The organism is Marinisporobacter balticus, assembly GCF_004345705.1.
Lineage (GTDB): Bacteria > Bacillota > Clostridia > Peptostreptococcales > Thermotaleaceae > Marinisporobacter > Marinisporobacter balticus.
Window position 1 is genome coordinate 1 of record NZ_SLWV01000032.1, and the last position, 20,070, is coordinate 20,070.

General features: G+C 32.4%; 17 protein-coding genes. 4 read left to right on the top strand and 13 right to left on the bottom strand.

The genetic code is table 11. From position 1 onward, the window contains the following. Nucleotides 1-173: 173 nt before the first annotated feature. A complete protein-coding gene (locus tag EV214_RS16030; protein ID WP_132247577.1) occupies nucleotides 174-695 on the bottom strand; it encodes a chromate transporter in 522 nt (173 codons plus the stop codon). Next, nucleotides 679-1,230 carry a chromate transporter gene (locus EV214_RS16035; RefSeq protein ID WP_132247579.1) on the bottom strand — a complete coding sequence of 184 codons (552 nt, stop codon included), beginning with the start codon at nucleotides 1,228-1,230 and terminating at the stop codon, nucleotides 679-681. Before EV214_RS16035 ends, EV214_RS16030 begins: the two co-directional genes overlap by 17 nt. Before the next feature lie 257 nt (nucleotides 1,231-1,487). Between EV214_RS16035 and rd the strand changes: the two genes are divergently transcribed. Together rd and EV214_RS16045 are read left to right on the top strand one after the other, a co-directional pair. Next, on the top strand, nucleotides 1,488-1,649 hold the full coding sequence (gene rd, locus EV214_RS16040) for a rubredoxin (RefSeq protein WP_132247581.1): 162 nt from the start codon (nucleotides 1,488-1,490) through the stop codon (nucleotides 1,647-1,649). A gap of 102 nt (nucleotides 1,650-1,751) precedes the next feature. Beyond that, entirely contained in the window at nucleotides 1,752-2,666 is a 915-nt protein-coding gene (locus EV214_RS16045; RefSeq protein WP_132247583.1) for a DMT family transporter, read from the top strand. A gap of 119 nt (nucleotides 2,667-2,785) precedes the next feature. Here EV214_RS16045 and yihA read toward each other — a convergent pair whose 3' ends face one another. Both yihA and lon read right to left on the bottom strand, forming a co-directional pair. Beyond that, a complete protein-coding gene (yihA, locus tag EV214_RS16050) occupies nucleotides 2,786-3,406 on the bottom strand; it encodes a ribosome biogenesis GTP-binding protein YihA/YsxC (protein ID WP_132247585.1) in 621 nt (206 codons plus the stop codon). Beyond that, nucleotides 3,396-5,744 carry an endopeptidase La gene (lon, locus tag EV214_RS16055; RefSeq protein ID WP_132247587.1) on the bottom strand — a complete coding sequence of 783 codons (2,349 nt, stop codon included), beginning with the start codon at nucleotides 5,742-5,744 and terminating at the stop codon, nucleotides 3,396-3,398. The genes yihA and lon overlap by 11 nt, the downstream gene beginning before the upstream one ends. A gap of 604 nt (nucleotides 5,745-6,348) precedes the next feature. On the opposite strand from lon, the gene EV214_RS19570 reads away from it, so the two are divergent. Beyond that, nucleotides 6,349-6,582 (top strand): hypothetical protein, encoded by a 234-nt coding sequence (locus EV214_RS19570; protein WP_408631312.1) that lies wholly within the window; start codon nucleotides 6,349-6,351, stop codon nucleotides 6,580-6,582. A gap of 110 nt (nucleotides 6,583-6,692) precedes the next feature. On the opposite strand, the gene EV214_RS16065 is transcribed toward EV214_RS19570, so the two are convergent. The 7 genes from EV214_RS16065 to EV214_RS16095 form a co-directional block, all read right to left on the bottom strand. Beyond that, a complete protein-coding gene (locus EV214_RS16065; protein WP_132247589.1) occupies nucleotides 6,693-7,646 on the bottom strand; it encodes an ABC transporter ATP-binding protein in 954 nt (317 codons plus the stop codon). Nucleotides 7,647-7,674: 28 nt separating this feature from the next. Continuing rightward, on the bottom strand, nucleotides 7,675-8,664 hold the full coding sequence (locus EV214_RS16070) for an ABC transporter ATP-binding protein (RefSeq protein WP_279233144.1): 990 nt from the start codon (nucleotides 8,662-8,664) through the stop codon (nucleotides 7,675-7,677). Between the two features lie 13 nt (nucleotides 8,665-8,677). Further along, nucleotides 8,678-9,595 carry an ABC transporter permease gene (locus EV214_RS16075; RefSeq protein ID WP_132247593.1) on the bottom strand — a complete coding sequence of 306 codons (918 nt, stop codon included), beginning with the start codon at nucleotides 9,593-9,595 and terminating at the stop codon, nucleotides 8,678-8,680. Nucleotides 9,596-9,609: 14 nt separating this feature from the next. Further along, nucleotides 9,610-10,536 carry an ABC transporter permease gene (locus EV214_RS16080; protein ID WP_132247595.1) on the bottom strand — a complete coding sequence of 309 codons (927 nt, stop codon included), beginning with the start codon at nucleotides 10,534-10,536 and terminating at the stop codon, nucleotides 9,610-9,612. 106 nt (nucleotides 10,537-10,642) lie between these two features. Then, complete coding sequence (locus tag EV214_RS16085) at nucleotides 10,643-12,175, bottom strand: ABC transporter substrate-binding protein (RefSeq protein ID WP_165916424.1); 1,533 nt, start codon at nucleotides 12,173-12,175, stop codon at nucleotides 10,643-10,645. 51 nt (nucleotides 12,176-12,226) lie between these two features. After that, complete coding sequence (locus EV214_RS16090; protein ID WP_132247599.1) at nucleotides 12,227-13,294, bottom strand: M20 family metallopeptidase; 1,068 nt, start codon at nucleotides 13,292-13,294, stop codon at nucleotides 12,227-12,229. A 1-nt stretch (nucleotide 13,295) separates the two neighbouring features. After that, nucleotides 13,296-15,191 (bottom strand): alpha/beta hydrolase family protein, encoded by a 1,896-nt coding sequence (locus EV214_RS16095; RefSeq protein ID WP_132247601.1) that lies wholly within the window; start codon nucleotides 15,189-15,191, stop codon nucleotides 13,296-13,298. A 129-nt stretch (nucleotides 15,192-15,320) separates the two neighbouring features. Between EV214_RS16095 and EV214_RS19430 the strand changes: the two genes are divergently transcribed. Further along, nucleotides 15,321-17,402: a sigma-54 interaction domain-containing protein gene (locus EV214_RS19430; protein WP_132247603.1), complete on the top strand. Its 2,082-nt coding sequence runs from the start codon at nucleotides 15,321-15,323 to the stop codon at nucleotides 17,400-17,402. Between the two features lie 211 nt (nucleotides 17,403-17,613). Here the strand turns inward: EV214_RS19430 and EV214_RS16105 are convergent, their stop codons facing one another. Together EV214_RS16105 and prfH are read right to left on the bottom strand one after the other, a co-directional pair. Then, nucleotides 17,614-19,302: a M3 family oligoendopeptidase gene (locus tag EV214_RS16105; RefSeq protein WP_132247605.1), complete on the bottom strand. Its 1,689-nt coding sequence runs from the start codon at nucleotides 19,300-19,302 to the stop codon at nucleotides 17,614-17,616. Between the two features lie 139 nt (nucleotides 19,303-19,441). Next, a complete protein-coding gene (prfH, locus tag EV214_RS16110; protein WP_132247607.1) occupies nucleotides 19,442-20,062 on the bottom strand; it encodes a peptide chain release factor H in 621 nt (206 codons plus the stop codon). Between the last annotated feature and the right edge of the window lie 8 nt (nucleotides 20,063-20,070).

The following is a 20,070-nucleotide window of genomic DNA, read 5'->3' on the forward strand; positions in this document are numbered from 1 at the left end:
TTTATATAAAAATGAGCTCTAATGATAAAATTTATGGATTTTTAATGTATTGCATAAAAATTAAATTTTATACATTAGTTTCCGTGACTACTCTCATATTCCATATATAGCATAATCTATAAAAATAATTAGGATACTAAACACCATTCAATAACCTATCTTCTGGTTTTCTTTTAATATAAAAAAGCGCCCATTGCAGCTGCTAATCCAATACCCAGTATTGGATGAAGTTTCAGCTTTATTAAACCCCAAAATACAACAATAGCAATAAAGATACTTTTAAAATCTATCAAAGCAGTCTTTCCAACAGATACGCCTGCACTTAATATAAGTCCCAATACAGCAGGTCTAATTCCTTTAAATACAGCTTTTGTCGCTTTATGATCCTTAACTTGTACAAAATACTTTGCGACGATCGTAATCAATATAAAGGATGTGATGACAACCCCAACACTCCCTGCCAACGCCCCCAACACGGATGCAACTTTATATCCTACAAATGTAGAAGAGTTTACAGCTATGGGGCCTGGTGTCATTTGTGCAATCGCGATAATATCTACAAATTCTTTTGATGTAATCCAGTGATGATTGATTACAATCTCTTTTTCTATAAGTGGCAACATAGCCAAGCCACCACCAAAGCTAAAAGAACCGATTTTTATAAATGCAAAAAATATTTCAAGAATTGTTTTCATCAAATTTTTCTCCCTTAAAAAGCTTATATCCGAGTAATCCCGAAAAAATAATGATCAGTATTGGATGTATATGAAATAGGACAATCCCTAATACGGTTCCAATCACCCAAGCTATATTTAAAAAACTTTTGGGTAATGATTTCCCTAGTTTCATAACAGATGCTACAATCAAAGCTACTACAGCTGGTCGTATGCCTTTAAACATAGATTCAATCCATGTCATATTTTGAAACTTTGTAAAAAACGTAGCAACGATTAAAATAATGATTACAGAGGGCATCATTGCTCCTAGACATCCTAATAATGCCCCTTTTAAACCAAAGAGTCTATATCCGATGTAAGTAGAACTATTAATAGCCAATGCCCCAGGTATACTTTGGGCTAACGCAATACTATCAATAAATTCTTCTTCTTCAATCCACTTATTCTTTTCTACAATTTCTTCTTGGATCAGAGGAATCATTGCATACCCTCCACCTAAAGTAAAGGTACCTATCTTTATAAATATTAAAAACATTTTTACCATCTGATTCATTTTTTCTTCCTTTCAGCTTGCATTAAGCTATATAACATTTACTTTACTAAAAATTCTATAGGACTTATCCATTTGTGTCAATCCATTCGCCATAAAAGTATAGATTCTTTTCTTATACATTTTATCTACAATAAATAAAACACAATACTATTCTTCCTCACTAAAAAAATAAATTATTTGATTTTTTGTTTAACACAATCTATAAGTGGGTAAAATGTTTCTAGATAAAATTTTTTATACTGAGAGGAGAATAAATGATGAAAAAATACAAATGTGTTCCATGTGGTTATATTTATGATCCAGAGGTAGGCGATCCAGATAGTGACATAGATCCTGGTACAGCATTCGAAGATATTCCTGAAGATTGGGTATGTCCTGTTTGCGGTGTTTCAAAAGATATGTTCGAGCCTGAAGAATAAATCAAGTCGTTTATAAAAGCTTCCATAGAATCTTATGGAAGCTTTTTGTATTTTGTGATAAACTATTTTCAGATTACTAGTATATCATAGGGGGATTAAAATATGAATAAACAATATAAGGCAGATTTAGCATTACTTGTTGTCACCTTATCTTGGGGAATCTCTTTTATTCTGACGAAAAATTCATTAGATGCACTGGCCACTTTCAATTTTTTATCCATTCGATTTTTTATTGCTGGCATAATCTGTATAGTTGTTTTTCATAAAAAGATTTTAAAAATAGATAAAACTACAATAAAATATGGTGTTTTGATCGGGTTTACCATGTTTTTAGGTTATGCCTTTCAAACAGCTGGACTTAACTACACCACTGCATCTAAATCTGCTTTCATAAGTAGTTTATGTGTTATTTTTGTTCCTATTTTTTCAGCACTTTTATTAAAAAAACCGCCTAAACTCATGGCTATAGCGGGAGTTATATTTTCTACAATGGGATTGGCTTTACTTACGCTAGATGGGAATTTAAGTTTAAATATAGGTGATTTTTATTCATTCCTCTGTGCAATTTGCTTTGCTTTGCAAATTTTAGCTATTGCAAAATATTCAGCAAAAGCAGATCCTATTAATTTAGCTATTTTACAAATTACTGTTGTATGCATTTTAAGTATGCTCATAAGTTTTTTGTTTGAATCTCCTACCATCCCTACCAGTAAAAATGTATGGATTGATATTGTATCATTAAGCTTCTTTTGTACATCTGGTGCATTCATCATCCAAAATATCGCACAAAAGTATACTTCTACCACACATGCCGCTTTAATATTTACAGGCGAACCTGTATTTGCAGCGATCTTTGGTTATTTTATAGCAGGAGAAATATTAAGCACAAGGGGATTTGTTGGTGGTATTTTGATTGTTTCATCTATTCTTCTTGTGGAACTCAAACTTAAGTCTCCATTTTTAAAACGTCCAATCTATCCAAAAAAAAGGCAAAAAATTGCAACCGAAAAAAAATAAAATTCGCTTATTGCTATCGCAACAAATCGCTTCGCCAACGAAATTATTTACTAACGTTCATAATTTCCGTTGCTCAAAAAGAAATCACTATAGTCAAAACTACAGTGATTTTTTAATAGCTATTTTATTAACGCTTCTTCAAAATCAAACTCATTCACTTTGAAAATTTCATTAACTAACTCCCAAATTTCTTCTTTTCCTTCTCTTGTCTCTACAGAAACTGGTAATAAGATATCTTCACTAGTCATCTGAAGTTCTTTTCGGATGATATTTAAGTGTTTTTCTCTTTGTCCTCTATTAATTTTATCTAGTTTTGTAGCAATAACGATTCCATTGAAACCAAAATGCTTAATCCAACTATACATATGTCGATCCTGTTGTGTAGGCGCATGTCGAATATCTACAAGCTGAATCACATCTAATAAGTTTTTCCTATTATTTAAATACATGTCCATCATTTTTCCCCAAGCTTCTTTGCTGCTCTTAGATACCTTAGCATAACCATATCCAGGAAGATCTACGATTCGAAACTGGTCATTGATATCATAAAAATTGATGGTTTGTGTTTTTCCAGGGCTTGAACTCGTTCTAGCAAGTTTTTTTCTATTTACCAAGAGATTAATGAGAGATGATTTCCCTACATTGGATCTACCTGCAAAAGCAATTTCAGGTTTTTCATCCTCTGGATATTGTTCCATCTTTACAGCACTTATAACAATTTCTGCACTTTTAATCTTCATCTTTTTCTTCCTTTCGAACTAGCGCATGCTCAAGGACTTGGTCCATATTCTCAATCAAAACAAAAGTTAGTTTTTTACGCACATTTTCTGGAATTTCTTCTATGTCTTTCTCATTGTCTATCGGTAACAATATTTTCGTGATCCCTGCTCTATTGGCTGCAAGCACCTTTTCTTTAATCCCGCCTACAGGCAAAGCTCTTCCTCTTAGGGTGATTTCACCTGTCATAGCTACATTTTTATTAATCGGTATCTTTGTAAGTTCTGAGATAACAGCCGTTGCCATAGTAACGCCTGCTGAAGGACCATCCTTAGGTATTGCACCTTCCGGAATATGTATATGAATATCTAATTCTTGGTAGAAATTCTCAGATATATTTAAATCGTCAATTTTTGAGCGAATATAACTGATCCCTGCTGTTGCAGATTCCTTCATTACATCTCCTAATTGTCCTGTTAGTACAAGTTTTCCATTTCCTTTCATGGTCGTTACTTCGATAGATAAAGTATCTCCACCAACTCTTGTCCAAGCAAGCCCAGTTGCGATACCCACTTCATGATTTTCCTTTATTTTTTCATATCTAAATCGTTTTGAACCAAGGTAATTAGCTAAATTTTTTGTATTGATCCGAATCGATTTTATATCTTTCTCAACGATTTTTTTTGCGGTTTTTCTACAAATGGTAGCCAATTGTCTTTCTAAATTTCTCACACCCGATTCTCTTGTGTAGTAATTGATTACATCTCGGATGGTTTGTTCTGAAATTTGAAGGTTGTCCTCTTGAAGTCCATGTTCTTTCTTTTGCTTTGGTAATAAGTACCTTTGTGCAATTTTCAATTTCTCTTCTTCTGTATATCCAGATACCTCTATAACTTCCATTCTATCTAGTAGTGGTCTTGGAATCGTTCCTAAACTATTGGCTGTAGTAATAAACATTACTTTAGATAGATCAAATGGAACCTCTAAATAATGATCTGTAAATTCTTTATTTTGCTCTGGATCTAATACTTCTAACAATGCGGAAGCTGGATCTCCTCTAAAATCATTACTCAGTTTATCAATTTCATCAAATAAGAATACTGGATTTTTAGAACCTGCATCTTTGATTGCAGACATAATTCTTCCTGGTATAGCCCCTACATAAGTTCTTCGATGCCCTCTTATCTCTGCTTCATCCCGAACACCACCTAGGGACATTCTTGCAAATTTTCTACCTAAAGATCTTGCAATAGATTTTGCAATAGAAGTTTTTCCAACTCCCGGAGGTCCTACTAAACAAATGATAGGCCCTTTCATATTTTTAGAAAGTTGTCTGATCGCTAAATATTCTAAAATTCTTTCTTTTACATCTTTTAGCCCATAATGATCTTCATCTAATATATCTTTCGCTTTCTCAATATCGATCATATCTTTACTTTGTTTGTTCCAAGGAAGATCTAAAATCCATTCCACATAGTTTCTAATGACACCACTCTCTGCTGAGCTTTGAGATAATTTAAAAAGCCTGTCTAATTCCTTATTTACTTTTTTCTCCACATCTTTAGGGAGCTTTATTTTCTTGATTTTTTCCTTATATTCATCTACTTCTCCATAAAGACCACTCTCTTCCCCTAACTCTTCTTCTATGGCCTTTAATTGTTCCTTTAGGTAATACTCTTTTTGCACTTTGTTGATTTGTTTTTTTACACGAACATTAATATCTTTTTCAATCTCTAATACTTCTATTTCTCTTAAAAGTATTTTGTATAATACTTCTAAACGCTTTTTAGGATCAAAAGCCTCTAATATTTCTTGCTTTTGTTCGATCTTTAAGATCATATGAGAAGCCATTACATCTGCAAGTCTTCCAGGTTCTTCTATCGTTGTAACATTTATAAATACTTCTGGAGAAATACGCTCACTAAAACTTATGTAATCTTCAAACCCATTTATAGTTGTTCTCATTAATGCTTCAAGTTCCTTGTCAATCTCTATTTCATCTTCATAGATTTCTTCTTCTATTGCAGACTTAAAATAAGGTTCTTCTCCTAATATCTCTGTTATTTTTGCTCTGCTAATTCCTTCTACCAAGACACGAATCGCATCTCCTGGTAACTTTAGCATTTGCTTTATTTTACATATGGTTCCTACTTGATAAAAATCATCTGCTGTTGGTAGATCTGTTTCTGCTTCTTTTTGTGTTGTCAAAAACACCAATTGATCATCTATCATAGCCTCTTCTAGTGCATTGACTGACTTTTCTCTTCCTACATCGAAATGTAGAACCATATATGGAAAAATCGAAAGACCTCTAAGAGGAATGATAGGCAATTCACGTTTTTTCACTTTTTTGTCTCCCACAATTATCAACTCCTTATTATGTACGATGACATAGTTATTTTTTGTAATTCAAAGGAATTTATTCTCTAATTTACTATATACACTGATTATCAATCTTTTTCTTATGCAATCTCTAAAAGTATATACAGCAAATTTGGTAAATGCGTATATAAAATTGTTCACATTACACTATTATATATAAAGTATGGCTTTTTTTCAATATGTTCCTTCCTTATTAGAAACATGCATAAAATTTCAATCTACTTTTAATGACTTTATCATCTTTATGAACATATGTAAATAATAGAAAAGAAAAACTTTAAGAATGTCATATAAGTCATAGCATATACTATTCATAAAGCATTATTATATTTATAAAAGGACGCATGCAAAGTATGCCATGTAACAATGTTTCTATTGCTGAGTCTGATAAACTTCCATGGAAAAGTGAGAGATGTTTACACAAAGATTATTGAGAATCTGTACAAGCTGATATGGAAACGTTAGAACAAGCAGCAGAAATCCACAGACTAAACCTTGATTATCTTGTGAACTATATCATTTTCTAACTTATGTATTTAAAGGGTATATATTTTTTTCTATTATCGAATAATATCTTTGAGCTATAGACTTTTATTGTGATGTAAATGACCTACCGCTTTCAATGATTCTATCTTGGTATGAGCAAAAGGCTGTAGGTATTCTGCTTACTCTATTATCACTAGGTATAAAAAATATTCCCCTTGGACCAACACTTCCTGCATTTATTATACCAAACATATTGCAAGTATTGGTGGACAAGTTCAATATTGCGCCCATTTCTACGCTTGAAGATGGCTTAAAAGCGATGTTAGGGTAAAGTGAATAAACCAAAGAGTCCCATTTCAAAAAATGACTCTTTGGTTTATTTTAAAATTCATAATCAAATTTCAAAGTATCCGTTAACGCATAAATAATATCGTAGAGCCATTATCCTTTGAATAAGTGACATCTAACAAAATGATTCGATATGACTTCTTCAAGGCTAGGCTCCTTCATTTTACAAATCTCTTCTGTAAAATTACAGCGATTTGCAAATCGACAATTGCATTCTGGGTTAATGGGTGATGTGATTTCACCTTTTAGAATAATTTTCTTTACCTTCTTATCAATCGTAGGTCTTGGAATCGCAGAGAGTAATGCTTTTGTATAAGGATGTATAGGGTTGTTAAAAAGTTCCTCCGCCGATGCTTTTTCAATAATCTTTCCAAGATACATTACTGCAATATCATCGGAAAAATGATTGACTACAGATAAATCGTGCGTGATAAAAATATAAGTTAATCCCAATTGCGCTTGAAGTTCTTTCATAAGATTAAGGATTTGTGCTTGTATGGATACATCTAGTGCAGATACAGGTTCATCACATACAATAAATTTTGTATTTAACGAAAGGGCTCTCGCTATACCAATTCTCTGTCTTCTACCGCCATCTAGTTCATGAGGGTATGTATTGATTAGACGTTCAGACAAACCAACTAACTCCATCAATTCTAATACCCGTTCAAATCGTTCATTTTTATTAGTAATTAACTTATGCAGTCTAATGGGTTCTTCAATAATTTCACTAACTGTCATTCTAGGATCTAATGAAGAAAATGGATCTTGAAAAATAATCTGTATTTCTTTTCTTAAATTTCTCATTTCATTTGAATTTAAATCTCTGATTTTTTGACCTTTATAATAAATGTCTCCATCTGTAGCCTCTAATAGTCTAAGGATTACACGACCTGTTGTAGATTTACCACATCCTGATTCCCCTACAAGTCCAAGTGTTTTCCCTTGTTCTATTGAAAAACTAACATCATCTACAGCATGAAGTAACCCCTTTGGCGTATGGAAATATTTTTTTAAATTTTTGACTTCTAATAATTTTTCACCCACTGTGATCCCCCTTCTACTTTATTGTTTGCTACTGCCTAAGTTGAAAATCTAAGTTGTCTTTATACAAATGACATGCAACAAAATGAGTATCTGAAATTTCAATTTTTTCAGGTTTCTGTGTCTCACAAATTGTCATTGCATAATTACAACGATTGCAAAAGGAGCAACCTTTCGGTAAATTATAAGGATCTGACATTAACCCTTTAATCGGTATGAGTTTTGCTTTGCGATCATCAATATTCGGAATAGAATGAAACAACCCTTGGGTATATGGATGCTTTGTATTTGTAAAGATTTCTATTAATGTTCCTTGCTCTACAATCCGTCCAGCATACATAATCGCCACTTCATCACACACTTCTGCAACAACACCTAAATCATGCGTAATCATAAGCATGGACATTTGAAACTTTTCCTTAAGTTCTTTCATAAGTTCTAAAACTTGTGCTTGAATGGTTACGTCTAGTGCTGTCGTCGGTTCATCCGCAATGAGAAGTTTTGGACTACATGATAGCGCGATAGCAATGATTACTCTTTGTTTCATTCCCCCAGAAAATTGATGTGGATATTCTTCCATTCTAGCTCCTGGAATACCTACCATTTCAAGCATTTCTTTTGCTTTTTGTCTTGCTTGTTCTTGGGTTACATTTTGATGAATATGAATCGCTTCTGCAATTTGATCTCCTACACATATAACAGGATTTAAAGCAGTCATTGGATCTTGGAAAATCATAGAAACTTCTCCACCACGGATTTTTTCCATTTCCTTTTCTGATAAATCCATAATATTTAATCCTTCTAATTTAATAAAACCAGATACTACTTTTCCTGGAGGATGTGGTATTAATCTTAAAATAGACAAAGCTGTAGTGGTTTTACCTGCTCCTGTCTCTCCTACCAAACCCAATGTTTTACCTTTATCTATACATATATTTATACCATTAACAGCCTCAACGGTCCCATCATCAGTAACATATTGAATCCGTAAATTTTCAATTTCTAATACTTTATTATTCAAAATGACACCTCCCTTATTTCAATTTTGGATCAAGTGCATCTCTTAAACCATCCCCTATAAGATTTAATGACAGTACTGTTAATACAATCGCAAGTCCTGGGAACATAACGATATGCATACTGTCTCGCATATAATTACGCCCTCCTGCTAACATGCTTCCCCATTCTGGTGTAGGAGGTGCAACACCAAGTCCTATAAAGCTTAATGATGCTGTAGCCATAATCGCCGTTGCAACCTTTAATGTTGCATAAACAATAATAGGTGCCATTGAATTTGGTAAAACATGCTTTAATATAATCGTATGATCTCTTGCCCCAATCGCTTTTGCTGCTTCAATAAACTCTTGATCCTTAACACTAAGAACAGATGCTCGGACAACTCTAGCAAATCCTGGAATATTTGATATACCTACTGCAATCATTAGATTCATAATACTTGCTCCTAATGCAGCTACAATCGTTATTGCTAAAAGTATGGTTGGTATAGCCAGCAAAACATCTAAAACCCGCATAATCATATTATCAATCTTACCACCATAATAACCTGCAATAGCACCAAGCGTTCCGCCAATCGTTAATGCAATACCCACAGATATCAACCCTACAAAAAGAGAAATTCTTGTTCCATATACAATTCTTGCAAATATATCCCGTCCAAATTCATCTGTACCAAACCAATGATCTTTATTAGGTGATTGTAGCCGATTTACAACATTCATCTTTATTGCATCTGTTTGATAATCTGCTATATAATTTGCGAAAACCGCCATCAGTATAAATATAATAATTAGGATGATTCCAATTACTGCTGCTGGACTCTTTTTTAATCTTTTCCAAACATCCGCTATCTGACTACGTTTTTTCGCCTTTTTCTTCAAATCCTCCTTCTTTTTCTTCAAATCAGTATTGATTACTTCTACTTTTTCACGCATAAGTCACAACCTCTCTAACTATAATTAGCTTTAATTCTTGGATCAATGTAGGCATACAATATGTCAATAATCAGATTGACAATACTAAAGGATAACGCAAATACTATAACGCATCCAAGGACCATAGGTGTATCTTTCGTTTGTATGGATTGTACCATTAATCGTCCAATTCCAGGCCAAGCGAATACGGTTTCAGTTAATACAGCACCTCCAAGTAAAACACCGAATTCTAATCCAATTACTGTAATTGCTGGAATCAATGCATTTTTTAAAGCATGCTTTCGAATTACTACTTTTCGGCTAACCCCTTTTGCTTTTGCTGTATTAATATAATCTTGGCGAATAACTTCAAGCATGGATGACCTTGTTGTCCTTGTAATACCTGCTGTTGAAGCGATAGCCAAAGTAAATGCTGGTAGGATTAAACTTTTCCATCCATCCATCCCTCCCGATGGAAAAAAACTAAAATTTAGAGAAAATAGAATAATCAACATTAAACCTATCCAAAAGGTTGGCATCGAAATACCTACTAGTGCTAAAATCATTCCAATATTATCAAATATTGAATATTGTCTTGTTGCAGAAATTACCCCAATAGGAATAGATATAACTACTGATAAAAAGATGGCTATCACTGTTAATTTGAAAGTATTTGGGAATCTTGCTATAATCTCTGTTGATACATTTTTTCCAGTATCATAAGATATGCCCATGTCTCCACTTAAAAGTCCCTTTATATAATTTGTATATTGAAGAATAATCGGATCATTAAATCCCATTTTTTCTCTCAGTTCGATAACGGCTTCTTCCGTAGCACCATCCCCTAAAATGATCGATGCTGCATCACCAGGTGTTAGACTGATGATAAAATAGACTAAAAATGTAACACCCATCATTACTGGAATCAGCATTAATAATCGTCTTAAAATATATTTTAACATATTGCCCCCCATTTCTTACGACCATACTTATTTGCTATGATCCTTCTAATGATAATGAGATAATATAACACTAAAAAGATTATATCATCTCATTATTTTTTACCTTCTAGTAATGAATTTTTTCAATATTCCATAACCCTTGAGGACTTAACTCAACGTCCTTTAATCCTGCATTAGCACCAACAACATTATTTTTTACAAACAATGGAGCAATGGGTGCTTTATCCATAATGTATTGATGAAATTCGTTATATGTTGCAACACGCTTATCTAAATCTAATTCACCTCTTGCTGAAAGAATGAATTTATCTACCTTTTTATCATTTGTTCTTGAGAAGTTCATTCCTCCAATACTTTCTGAATAATAAAGAGGTGTTAGTGTTGCATCTGGATCAGGATTAGAACTCCAACCTAATACAAAGGATTGATGTTCTCCTTTCATAAGCTTATCAATATAAGTGCCCCATTCAAACATTTCTATATTCGCTTGAATTCCAACTTCTAATAGATTTGCTTGAATCACCTCTGCAATTCTCTTTCTTTCATCTCCAGAAGCCCAAAGGGATATCTCAAGACCATCTTTATATCCAACTGCTGCTAATAATTCTTTTGCTTTAGCAGGATCATAAGCATAATTTGATTCTTTATATCCTAATATCGTAGGTGCCAAAACAGATTTTGCTTCTATCCCTGCGCCATTAACGGCAACAGTCATAATCGCTTGCTTATCAATTGCATAATTCATTGCTTGTCTTACAAGCTGATTGTCAAACGGTGCTTTCTCATTATTCATTCCAAAATAATTTATTGTTGTAGATGGTTTTGTATATAATGCTAGCTTTTCATTTTCTTCTACTTTACTCATATCAATAGTTTGAAGTTCCTCAACAATATCTACCTCTCCAGTTTCAAGAGCGATCGTTCTACTTGTTCCTTCTGGAATCACTCTAAAAGTAATAGTCTCCATTTGACCCATGTTGTCTGCATCGAAATATGCTTCATTTTTCTTTAAAACCACTTTGTCTCCTGAAGCCCACTCAACAAAAGTATATGGCCCTGAACCAATAGTCTTTGCAAAGTTATCACCTGATTCAACATAAGCTTGAGGCAAAATAGATGCACCCGCATGCACTAATGTATATAAGAATGGTGCAAATGCACTCTTTGTTTTAATTTTCACTGTATAATTATCAACGACTTCAATACTTTCTACTCCACTTAATACATGTTGTACTTTAGGTTGAGTTAACGATCTTTCTAAACTAAATTTCACATCATTCGCAGTCATTTCAGTACCATCATGAAATTTAACCCCTTCTTTAATCTTAATAACCCACTCTGTATCTGAAGGTTGACTCCACTTCTCAGCTAAATCTGGAACAACCTTAAAATCAGTATTTAATTTAAATAATTTGTTAAATAGTAAGCAGGATACTCTTTCTGATTTCGTATCATTATGACCTTGTGGATCCAAAGATGCAATATCTGCACTTGATGCAATCGTTAAGTCCTTTTTCATAATCACGTCTCCACTTGATGCCTCTTTTTCTCCTTGTTTTTCAGGTTTACTTGAACATCCAATCATTGACCCCATTAATAACATGACAATCATAAATAATGACAATATTCTTTTTGACATATTTTTCTCTCCTTTTCTCATTTTATATTAAAGGTTTCCCCTTTAATCACATTATTGAAATTGTTTTGCATATTCTACTAAAATATTTTCTAAATTTAAAACGGATGACATTGTTACATATTCTGAATCTCCATGCCAATGTTCACCAATCGGTCCAAATTCTATAGCTGGTACACCTATACTCGTAAAAAATCTAGCATCCGATGAACCATGTTGTCCTGATGTTTTCACCTGATCTATTCCTGTAACTTCTTTTATTACCTTCATTAAATTTTTAAGATCTTCACATTCTACTGAAACATTTATGCCTGGTTCTATAACCTTAACAATGACTTCACCCTCTACTACTTCTTCTATATCTTTTACAATTTTTTCTGGATCAATATGCGGGACATATCGAATGTCTAATCCCATAAAACTATGGTCTGGCACCCTGTTGTAAATATCTCCTCCTTTGATTAGCGCAAGATTAATTGAAGTTTTTTCATAAAATTCAGACCCTATTCTTAAAATTGGTAATTTTTCAATTTTCTCATAATTCCTCATAGATTTGAGTATAGCATTTTCCCCTTCCCAAGGTCGGCTTCCATGCGCCGAAAAACCATTGGTCACTATATCTAGTCTCATAATCCCTTTTGCTTGAATAGAAAGGGTCATATTGGTTGGTTCTGTACAAATCACAAAATCTCCAATGTACCCTTTCTCCACTAAATACCTTGTACAATGAAAGCCCCCTATTTCTTCATCCGTAACGAGTTGTAACATTACTTTACAGTTTAATGGTTCCTTTTTTAACCGAATCATCGCCTGTACAATCGCAACTACCCCTCCTTTCATATCAGCACTACCGCGCCCATAAAATCTATCTCCATCTATATAAGGCTTAAACTGTTCTTCTTTTCCGGATACAACATCTAAATGACCATTTAACACCAATGTTTTACTTCCTTCTCCAATGGTTGAAACATAACTTTTATAACCTTTATACTCTAAAATTTTTCCATGTATCCCATTATTTTTTAAATACGCTGCCAAATAATCAATTACTTCATTGGCTTTTTCAATCGTTGAAGAATCGATTTCTACTAGTTCCTTTAATAAGCTAATGGATTCCATCATTTTACTCCCCTTTTAAAAATATTTCAAACCATTCAAGTAATTCTGTATATCTTTTAAATCTGCTACTTGGTTTTCCATTTACTGTAAAGCTATGAGATTCCCCTTCATACAAACTGAATTTCGTCTCAATGCCATGATATAAAAGAGCATTATACATGTTCAACGATTCTGTGTAATGACACCTAATATCATTTCTACCATGTGCAAATAGTGTTGGTGTCTTAACTACATTCGCCATATTTAAAGGTGAAGCTTGATCATACATTTGTTGATTCGTCCATGGTGTATCTTTGTTGCCCATATATTCAAAAGTATACTGGAAACCAATATCTGATGATAAAAACGCTGTCATTATATTACTAATTCCACGTTCCGAAACAGCCGCCTTAAACCTAGATGTTCTTGTTATGATTAAATTCGTCATATAACCACCATATGACCCTCCCGTTACACCAAGTCTTTTTTCATCTATTTGAGGGTACTTTTCTAAAACATTATCCACAAAATCCATTAAATCTTTATAAGCATATTCTCCAAATACACCTCGAATATTAGAAAATTCATTGCCTCTTCCATCACTTCCTCTTGGATTACAATACATAACATAATAACCTTGTGAAGCTAAAATTTGCATATCATAAGCAAAAACATCTGTATATATTGTTTTGGGTCCTCCATGAATCATTAAAATTGAAGGATACTTTTTCCCTTTTATCAAATCTATAGGTGGGATTACCCAACCATCTATACTTCCCTTTACATAGACAGGACTAGAAATATTTTTTCCCTTTAACCACTCATTATAGCTTGACAATTTCTTGAGTTTTCCTCTTTGTAGCCAATATAGTTCGTGAAGATTATTCTCATCCAAACCAGCTATCAATATTCCTTCCTCGAAAACTTGATAACTGTCTATTGTTCTCAAGCTACTATCTAGTACAAATTCTTTACCGTCACAGTCAATACCTCTTAAGGTATCTTTAAAACGGTCAACGGTTACATAGTAAAATACTCCGTTTCTAATACGTACAGGACAACCTACTTGATACCTACTATCTGTCAGAACCCCTGGTCTTTCATTGCTCTGATCCTTATATTTTGTCAGTAAATGACATGCTTTTTTATCTCTAACAATCATATAATGGTCTTGATTATCGTTTCTGCTATACTTTCTTAAGTCTATCCCCATAAAAATCATGTGGTTATTTGAAACACTCCCTATATAGCCAATCCTATAATGATGATCAGTCCATTTTAATGTTAAATGATCATTAATCTCATATGTGTATACATCTGTAGCTACAGTTTTAATGCTTTGAATTTTATAAGCAGTATACATGATCCGTTTATATTTTAGATCAAAATAAACTTGATCTATATCTAACTCTAATTTGTTTAATAAAACAATTTCTTTCCCTTCTAAGTCACATTTAAAAAGATATGTCACTTTCTTTTCTACATTATTTAAATACTTTGGAAGCCTATAGTCATATATGCCTTCCCCTACAATTCCTTTTGGCAGCTTTTCTAAACTAGCCGTAAAATATAATAAATCTCCAATAATACACATCTCTTTTACTTCCAAAGGTAATACATTCATCAATTGAAGATCCTTCGTTTTCAAATGATAAGTATATAGCTCTGATTGACCTTCTTTTATTTTTTTAAAAATAATCTGTTCATAACAAATGTAAAAATCATCTGGTATCCACTCTAGGTCAATTTTATAAATCTGAAAAGTATCTAAATCAATTTTATAAAGTTCTTTATCATATACATCTGTCTCAATATTTGGTTTATTATAAAAAAACAAACTATAAGTTTCTTCTCCATTCGTCTTAAGATTTGTCAATACACGATTATTCAAAAAATCATCTACCCTAATTTTTGCTTTCATTTCGTCACCTCAAGAATATATAAAGCAAATACTGTGCCATGTATTAATATTTCATATATTTTTTCTATTTTTTTGAAACTAGCACCTAATTAGTATAAAATATATCATATAACGCTAGGAGGAATTAAAATGAAATCAATTGCGATCGTATCTGATTCTGCATTTAAAAATAATCGCGTCAACCCTGTAGGAAAGATATTGTCTAAAAATATTCGAGATGTGTTTGGTTCTAATGTTCATATCAATAACTATTATATTGATCAATTAACGGATCACGACATTATTAAAGAGAATTTAATTTTAGTGATGGCCTCAAGTCGCGCAAATATGATAAAAGATTATGTAGAAAATCCTTCAAATATCATAGTCGTTAAAAGAACATTTCTAAAGAGCGGAGTTTATCCTCTTTTCTCGATCCCAAAGGACACAGATGTTCTTGTAGTAAATGATGACATAGAGACGGTCCTTGAATCCGTATCTTCTTTATACCACATTGGGGTCAATCATGTGAATCTCGTTCCTTTTGAAAAAGGAAAAAGTTATACCTATATTCATACTGCAATTTCTCCTTCAGAACTAGAACTCATTCCTAATTATATTGAGAATAAAATTGATGTAGGTTCAAGGGTTATTGATATTTCAACAATTCTATTTATTATAAAAACCCTAAAAATTCAAGATAAAGAAACCCAAATGAACTTCTATGATTACTACCAGAAAATATTTAGTCCTAATGATAGTATAGAAGATAACTACAATAACTTATTGGTTAGAACAGAAGAACTAGATTTTCTTCTTGATCTATCCCATGACGGTATTTTATTAACAGATCAGAAGGGGAAAATCCTCATCCATAATAAACGTTTTCGAGAAATATTAGATATAACAAAGAATCAAATTGATAAACACTTACATAACATTTTACCTGAGTTGAATTTTAAACAATATTATCACCATAAAACAATAGATGATTTAATTCATTATCACAATAAATACATCAACGTTGTGAAAAAAGAGATCATTCATTATAACAAAGATATTAAAATGTATTTTAGCTTTCAAGAAGTTACTTATATCAAAAAACTTGAACAGAATCTAACGCATAAACTTAGACAAAAGGGACATGTTGCAAAATATACCTTTACTGATATCGTTAGTCAATCTAAAACCATCAGTACAATCATTGAAAAGAGCAAAAAAATTGCTCAATCAGATTTAACCGTATTGATCACAGGAGAAAGTGGTACAGGAAAAGAAGTTCTAGCACAAGCTTTGCATAACGTCTCTAAAAGGAAAAATCAACCTTTTATTGCCATTAATGCAGCTGCGATTCCTGAAAACTTGTTAGAAAGCGAGTTATTTGGCTATGCTAAAGGTTCTTTTACGGGAGCTTTAAAAGATGGTAAGAAAGGGATTTTTGAAATGGCAAGCACTGGCACAATCTTTTTAGATGAAATTGGTGATATGCCAAATCATCTACAATCTAAACTTTTAAGGGTATTGCAGGAAAAACAAATAACCCCTATTGGTGCTGATCATATTATTGATATTGATGTAAGAATCATCGCAGCAACCCATAAAAACCCCATAGAAATGGTAGAAACCGGTAGCTTCCGTAGAGACCTATTCTATAGGCTTAACATTTTTCCGCTAGAGTTACCACCCTTAAGAAAACGAAAAGAAGACATCTTACTTTTATTAAATCACTTTACCAATTATAAATACAATTTTAGCGATGCATGTATTGAAATTTTACAAGCTTATAATTGGCCTGGAAATATAAGAGAACTCAGCAATGTTGCTCATTACATTAAAACTTTAGATGAAGGACCGTTACTAACTCCTTATGCGTTACCAAACTACATTATTCCAGCCTTATCTATACAAAAGCCTGTGTTTGATTCTAAAGAACAAATTACTATACCCTTCAAAAAAGAATATATTTGTCTTGAAGAAAAAACCAATCTAAAAATCAGCATATCTGTACTTCAAGCAATAAAATTATTGAACGAAATTAATAAGACCTCAGGGAGAAAACATCTTCTTGAATTACTAAAAAAATCTGCTTTAGCACTACAAGAAAGTGAACTCAGAAGAATTATAAAGCACTTGGATGCTATGGATCTCATTATTATAAAAAAAGGAAGAACTGGTAACTTTATTACAGAAAAGGGCCTTCAGTTTTTAACAATTTATCAACAAAATAGCTAAATCATCCTTTAATAAGATTATAAACAAGTTCTTAAACAGGTATGATTTTCCTATATATTACCCTTTTTTTAGCCTCTATCAAATTTTCATTTTTGGGTTACATCCTACTATCTTAACCAAATGTTTTGTATAAGCCACTCCCATAAAATAAAGGACAATCTATTAATGATTGTCCTTTATTTTATAGGTTTATTCACTTTCTTCTTTAACGTTATTTATTATCTTCTATACTTGCTATATATTTTTCAATTTTCTCTACAACACGCTTTATACATCCATCTTCAAAAGGAGATTCTAGTTTAGCTAACTTTACAAGATTCAAAAAAGATTTACTTCCTCCAGCTTTGCAAAGATTTAAATAATCACCCCACGCTTCATCCCAGTTTTCTCTAGATTTTTCAAAAAATTGAAATGCACAAACAGCAGCTAAAGTATAGTCAATATAATAAAAAGGATTTTTAAATATATGTCCTTGTTGGTGCCAATATCCTCCATTTTCTAAATACATGTTTCCATCATACTCTCTATATGGAAGATATGCTTTTTCTATCTGCCTCCATACTTTTTTCCTTTCTTCTGGTGAATCATCGGGATTTTCATAAACATAATGCTGAAATTCATCTACTAAAACGCCATATGGAATAAAAAGAAGTGCCTCATTTAAATGACCAAAGCGGTATTTATCGTCTTCTTCAAAGAACAAGTTCATCCAAGGATATGTAAAAAACTCCATACTCATAGAATGAATCTCACAAGCCTCAAGTGTTGGGAAATTGTATTCTAAAATCTCATATCCTCTACTTTCATAAACTTGAAAAGCATGTCCTGCTTCATGGGTCAATACGTCTATATCGTCTCCTGTCCCATTAAAATTAGAAAATATAAATGGTGCCTTATATTTAGGAATATAGGTGCAATATCCCCCTGGCGATTTTCCTTCTTTACTCAAAAGATCCATGAGTTCATTATTCAGCAGATACTCAAAAAACACCTTTGTATTTTGGGACAATGCTTCATACATCTTCTTACCATTTTCTAGAATTGTCTTTTCATCCCCTTTAGGTTTTGCATTACCATCAGGAAAAATTAGATCTTCATCATAATACATAAGTTCTTTTAAATGCAGTCTCTCTCTTTGTTTTTCTCTTAACTCTGTTGCAAAAGGTACAATATGTTCTTTTACACCCGTTCTAAATTTTTTCACCATTTTTGCATCATAATCTGTCCGAAGCATACGCGCATAACCAAGAGGTACATAATTTTCATATCCTAATTTTTTTGCGATCATCGTTCTCACTTTTACCAATTTGTCATAAATTTTATCCAACTTTTCTTCATGTTCCTCAAAAAACTTATATTTTTCTTCATTTGCACCCTTTCTCACCTCTCGATCTGTAGACATTTGAAAAGGTCTCAGCTGAGGTAAAGTTCGATAGGCTCCTTGATAGTTTATTTTTGCAGAAGATAATATTTTTGTATATTCACTCATTAATTTATTTTCAGACTTTAAATCTTCTATGATTTCAGGCGAAAAAGTTTTTATTGTAAGCGCTGCAATTGAAAAAAGCTGCTCACCCAATTTTTCTTTTAATCCCTCTTTAAATTTTGAAGCAATCAATCCCTGATAATATTTTGAAATCAGCCCATCATAACTCGGTCTATTTTGGTCAAAAAAGTTCTGTTCTTCTTCATATATCGGATCTTTCGTATCTATGGTATGTCTGATATAAGCAATTTGTTCCATAGATTCAAATGCACTTCTTAAATCATTTATTTTTACGATCAAGTCATCTTGTGTCTTTTGATCCTCTGCTTCTTCAAATTCTTTTAACAAAAGATTAAACTTTTCTTCAAAATCCTTCATATCTATTCTTTCGTATTCATATTCATTAAATTTCATGGTTTTCACCTTCCTCTTTTTATGTATCTAATCTAAGTGTTTTACAATTTTTTTATACATATTCCTTCCTTTACAATATAGTATGTATATTTTCTAAAAAAAAACCGTCTTTACTGTTTCGTAAAGACAGTTTTTAAATTTATTCCTTTATTTTAAATTTCTCGCCAACAAAAGTTCTCACAGGATTTCCTCTTGTAAGGGATTGGTGTTGCACCCACAATCCTTTTTTGAAATCATCTTTTGCTATTTCATTTTTACTTTGAAGTATTTTTTCGAGCATAGCAAGTACTAGTTTTTTATTTCTATATTGACTTCTTTCTTCCTGTGCACGAACAGTAATCCCTGTTGGCAAATGGGTAATTCTTACAGATGTCTCTACTTTATTCACATTTTGTCCCCCAGCTCCAGAACTTCTCATGGTTTCGATTTTTACATTCTTTAAGTCAAAACTATATTTTTCTTGTTCTTTATAAGCCTCTACATTGATAAACCAATTTTTTCTTTTATGCTTCGGTCTATATGGACTTTTACAAATCCAAAGTATACTTCCTTCTATCGTTTTTAGGTAACTTTCTACACCTTGCCCTTCTATTCGTAAAAGAACCGATTTATAAGTATCTGTGTATTTCCCATCAATATGACCAATCATATCTATTTTCAAATCTTTTTGCTTGCATTCTTTCAGCACTTTCTTTAAGAAAAGCCCTACTCCTAACGAACACTCTTCTGGCCCTGAACCTGAACTAATTTGAACCCACATGAATCATC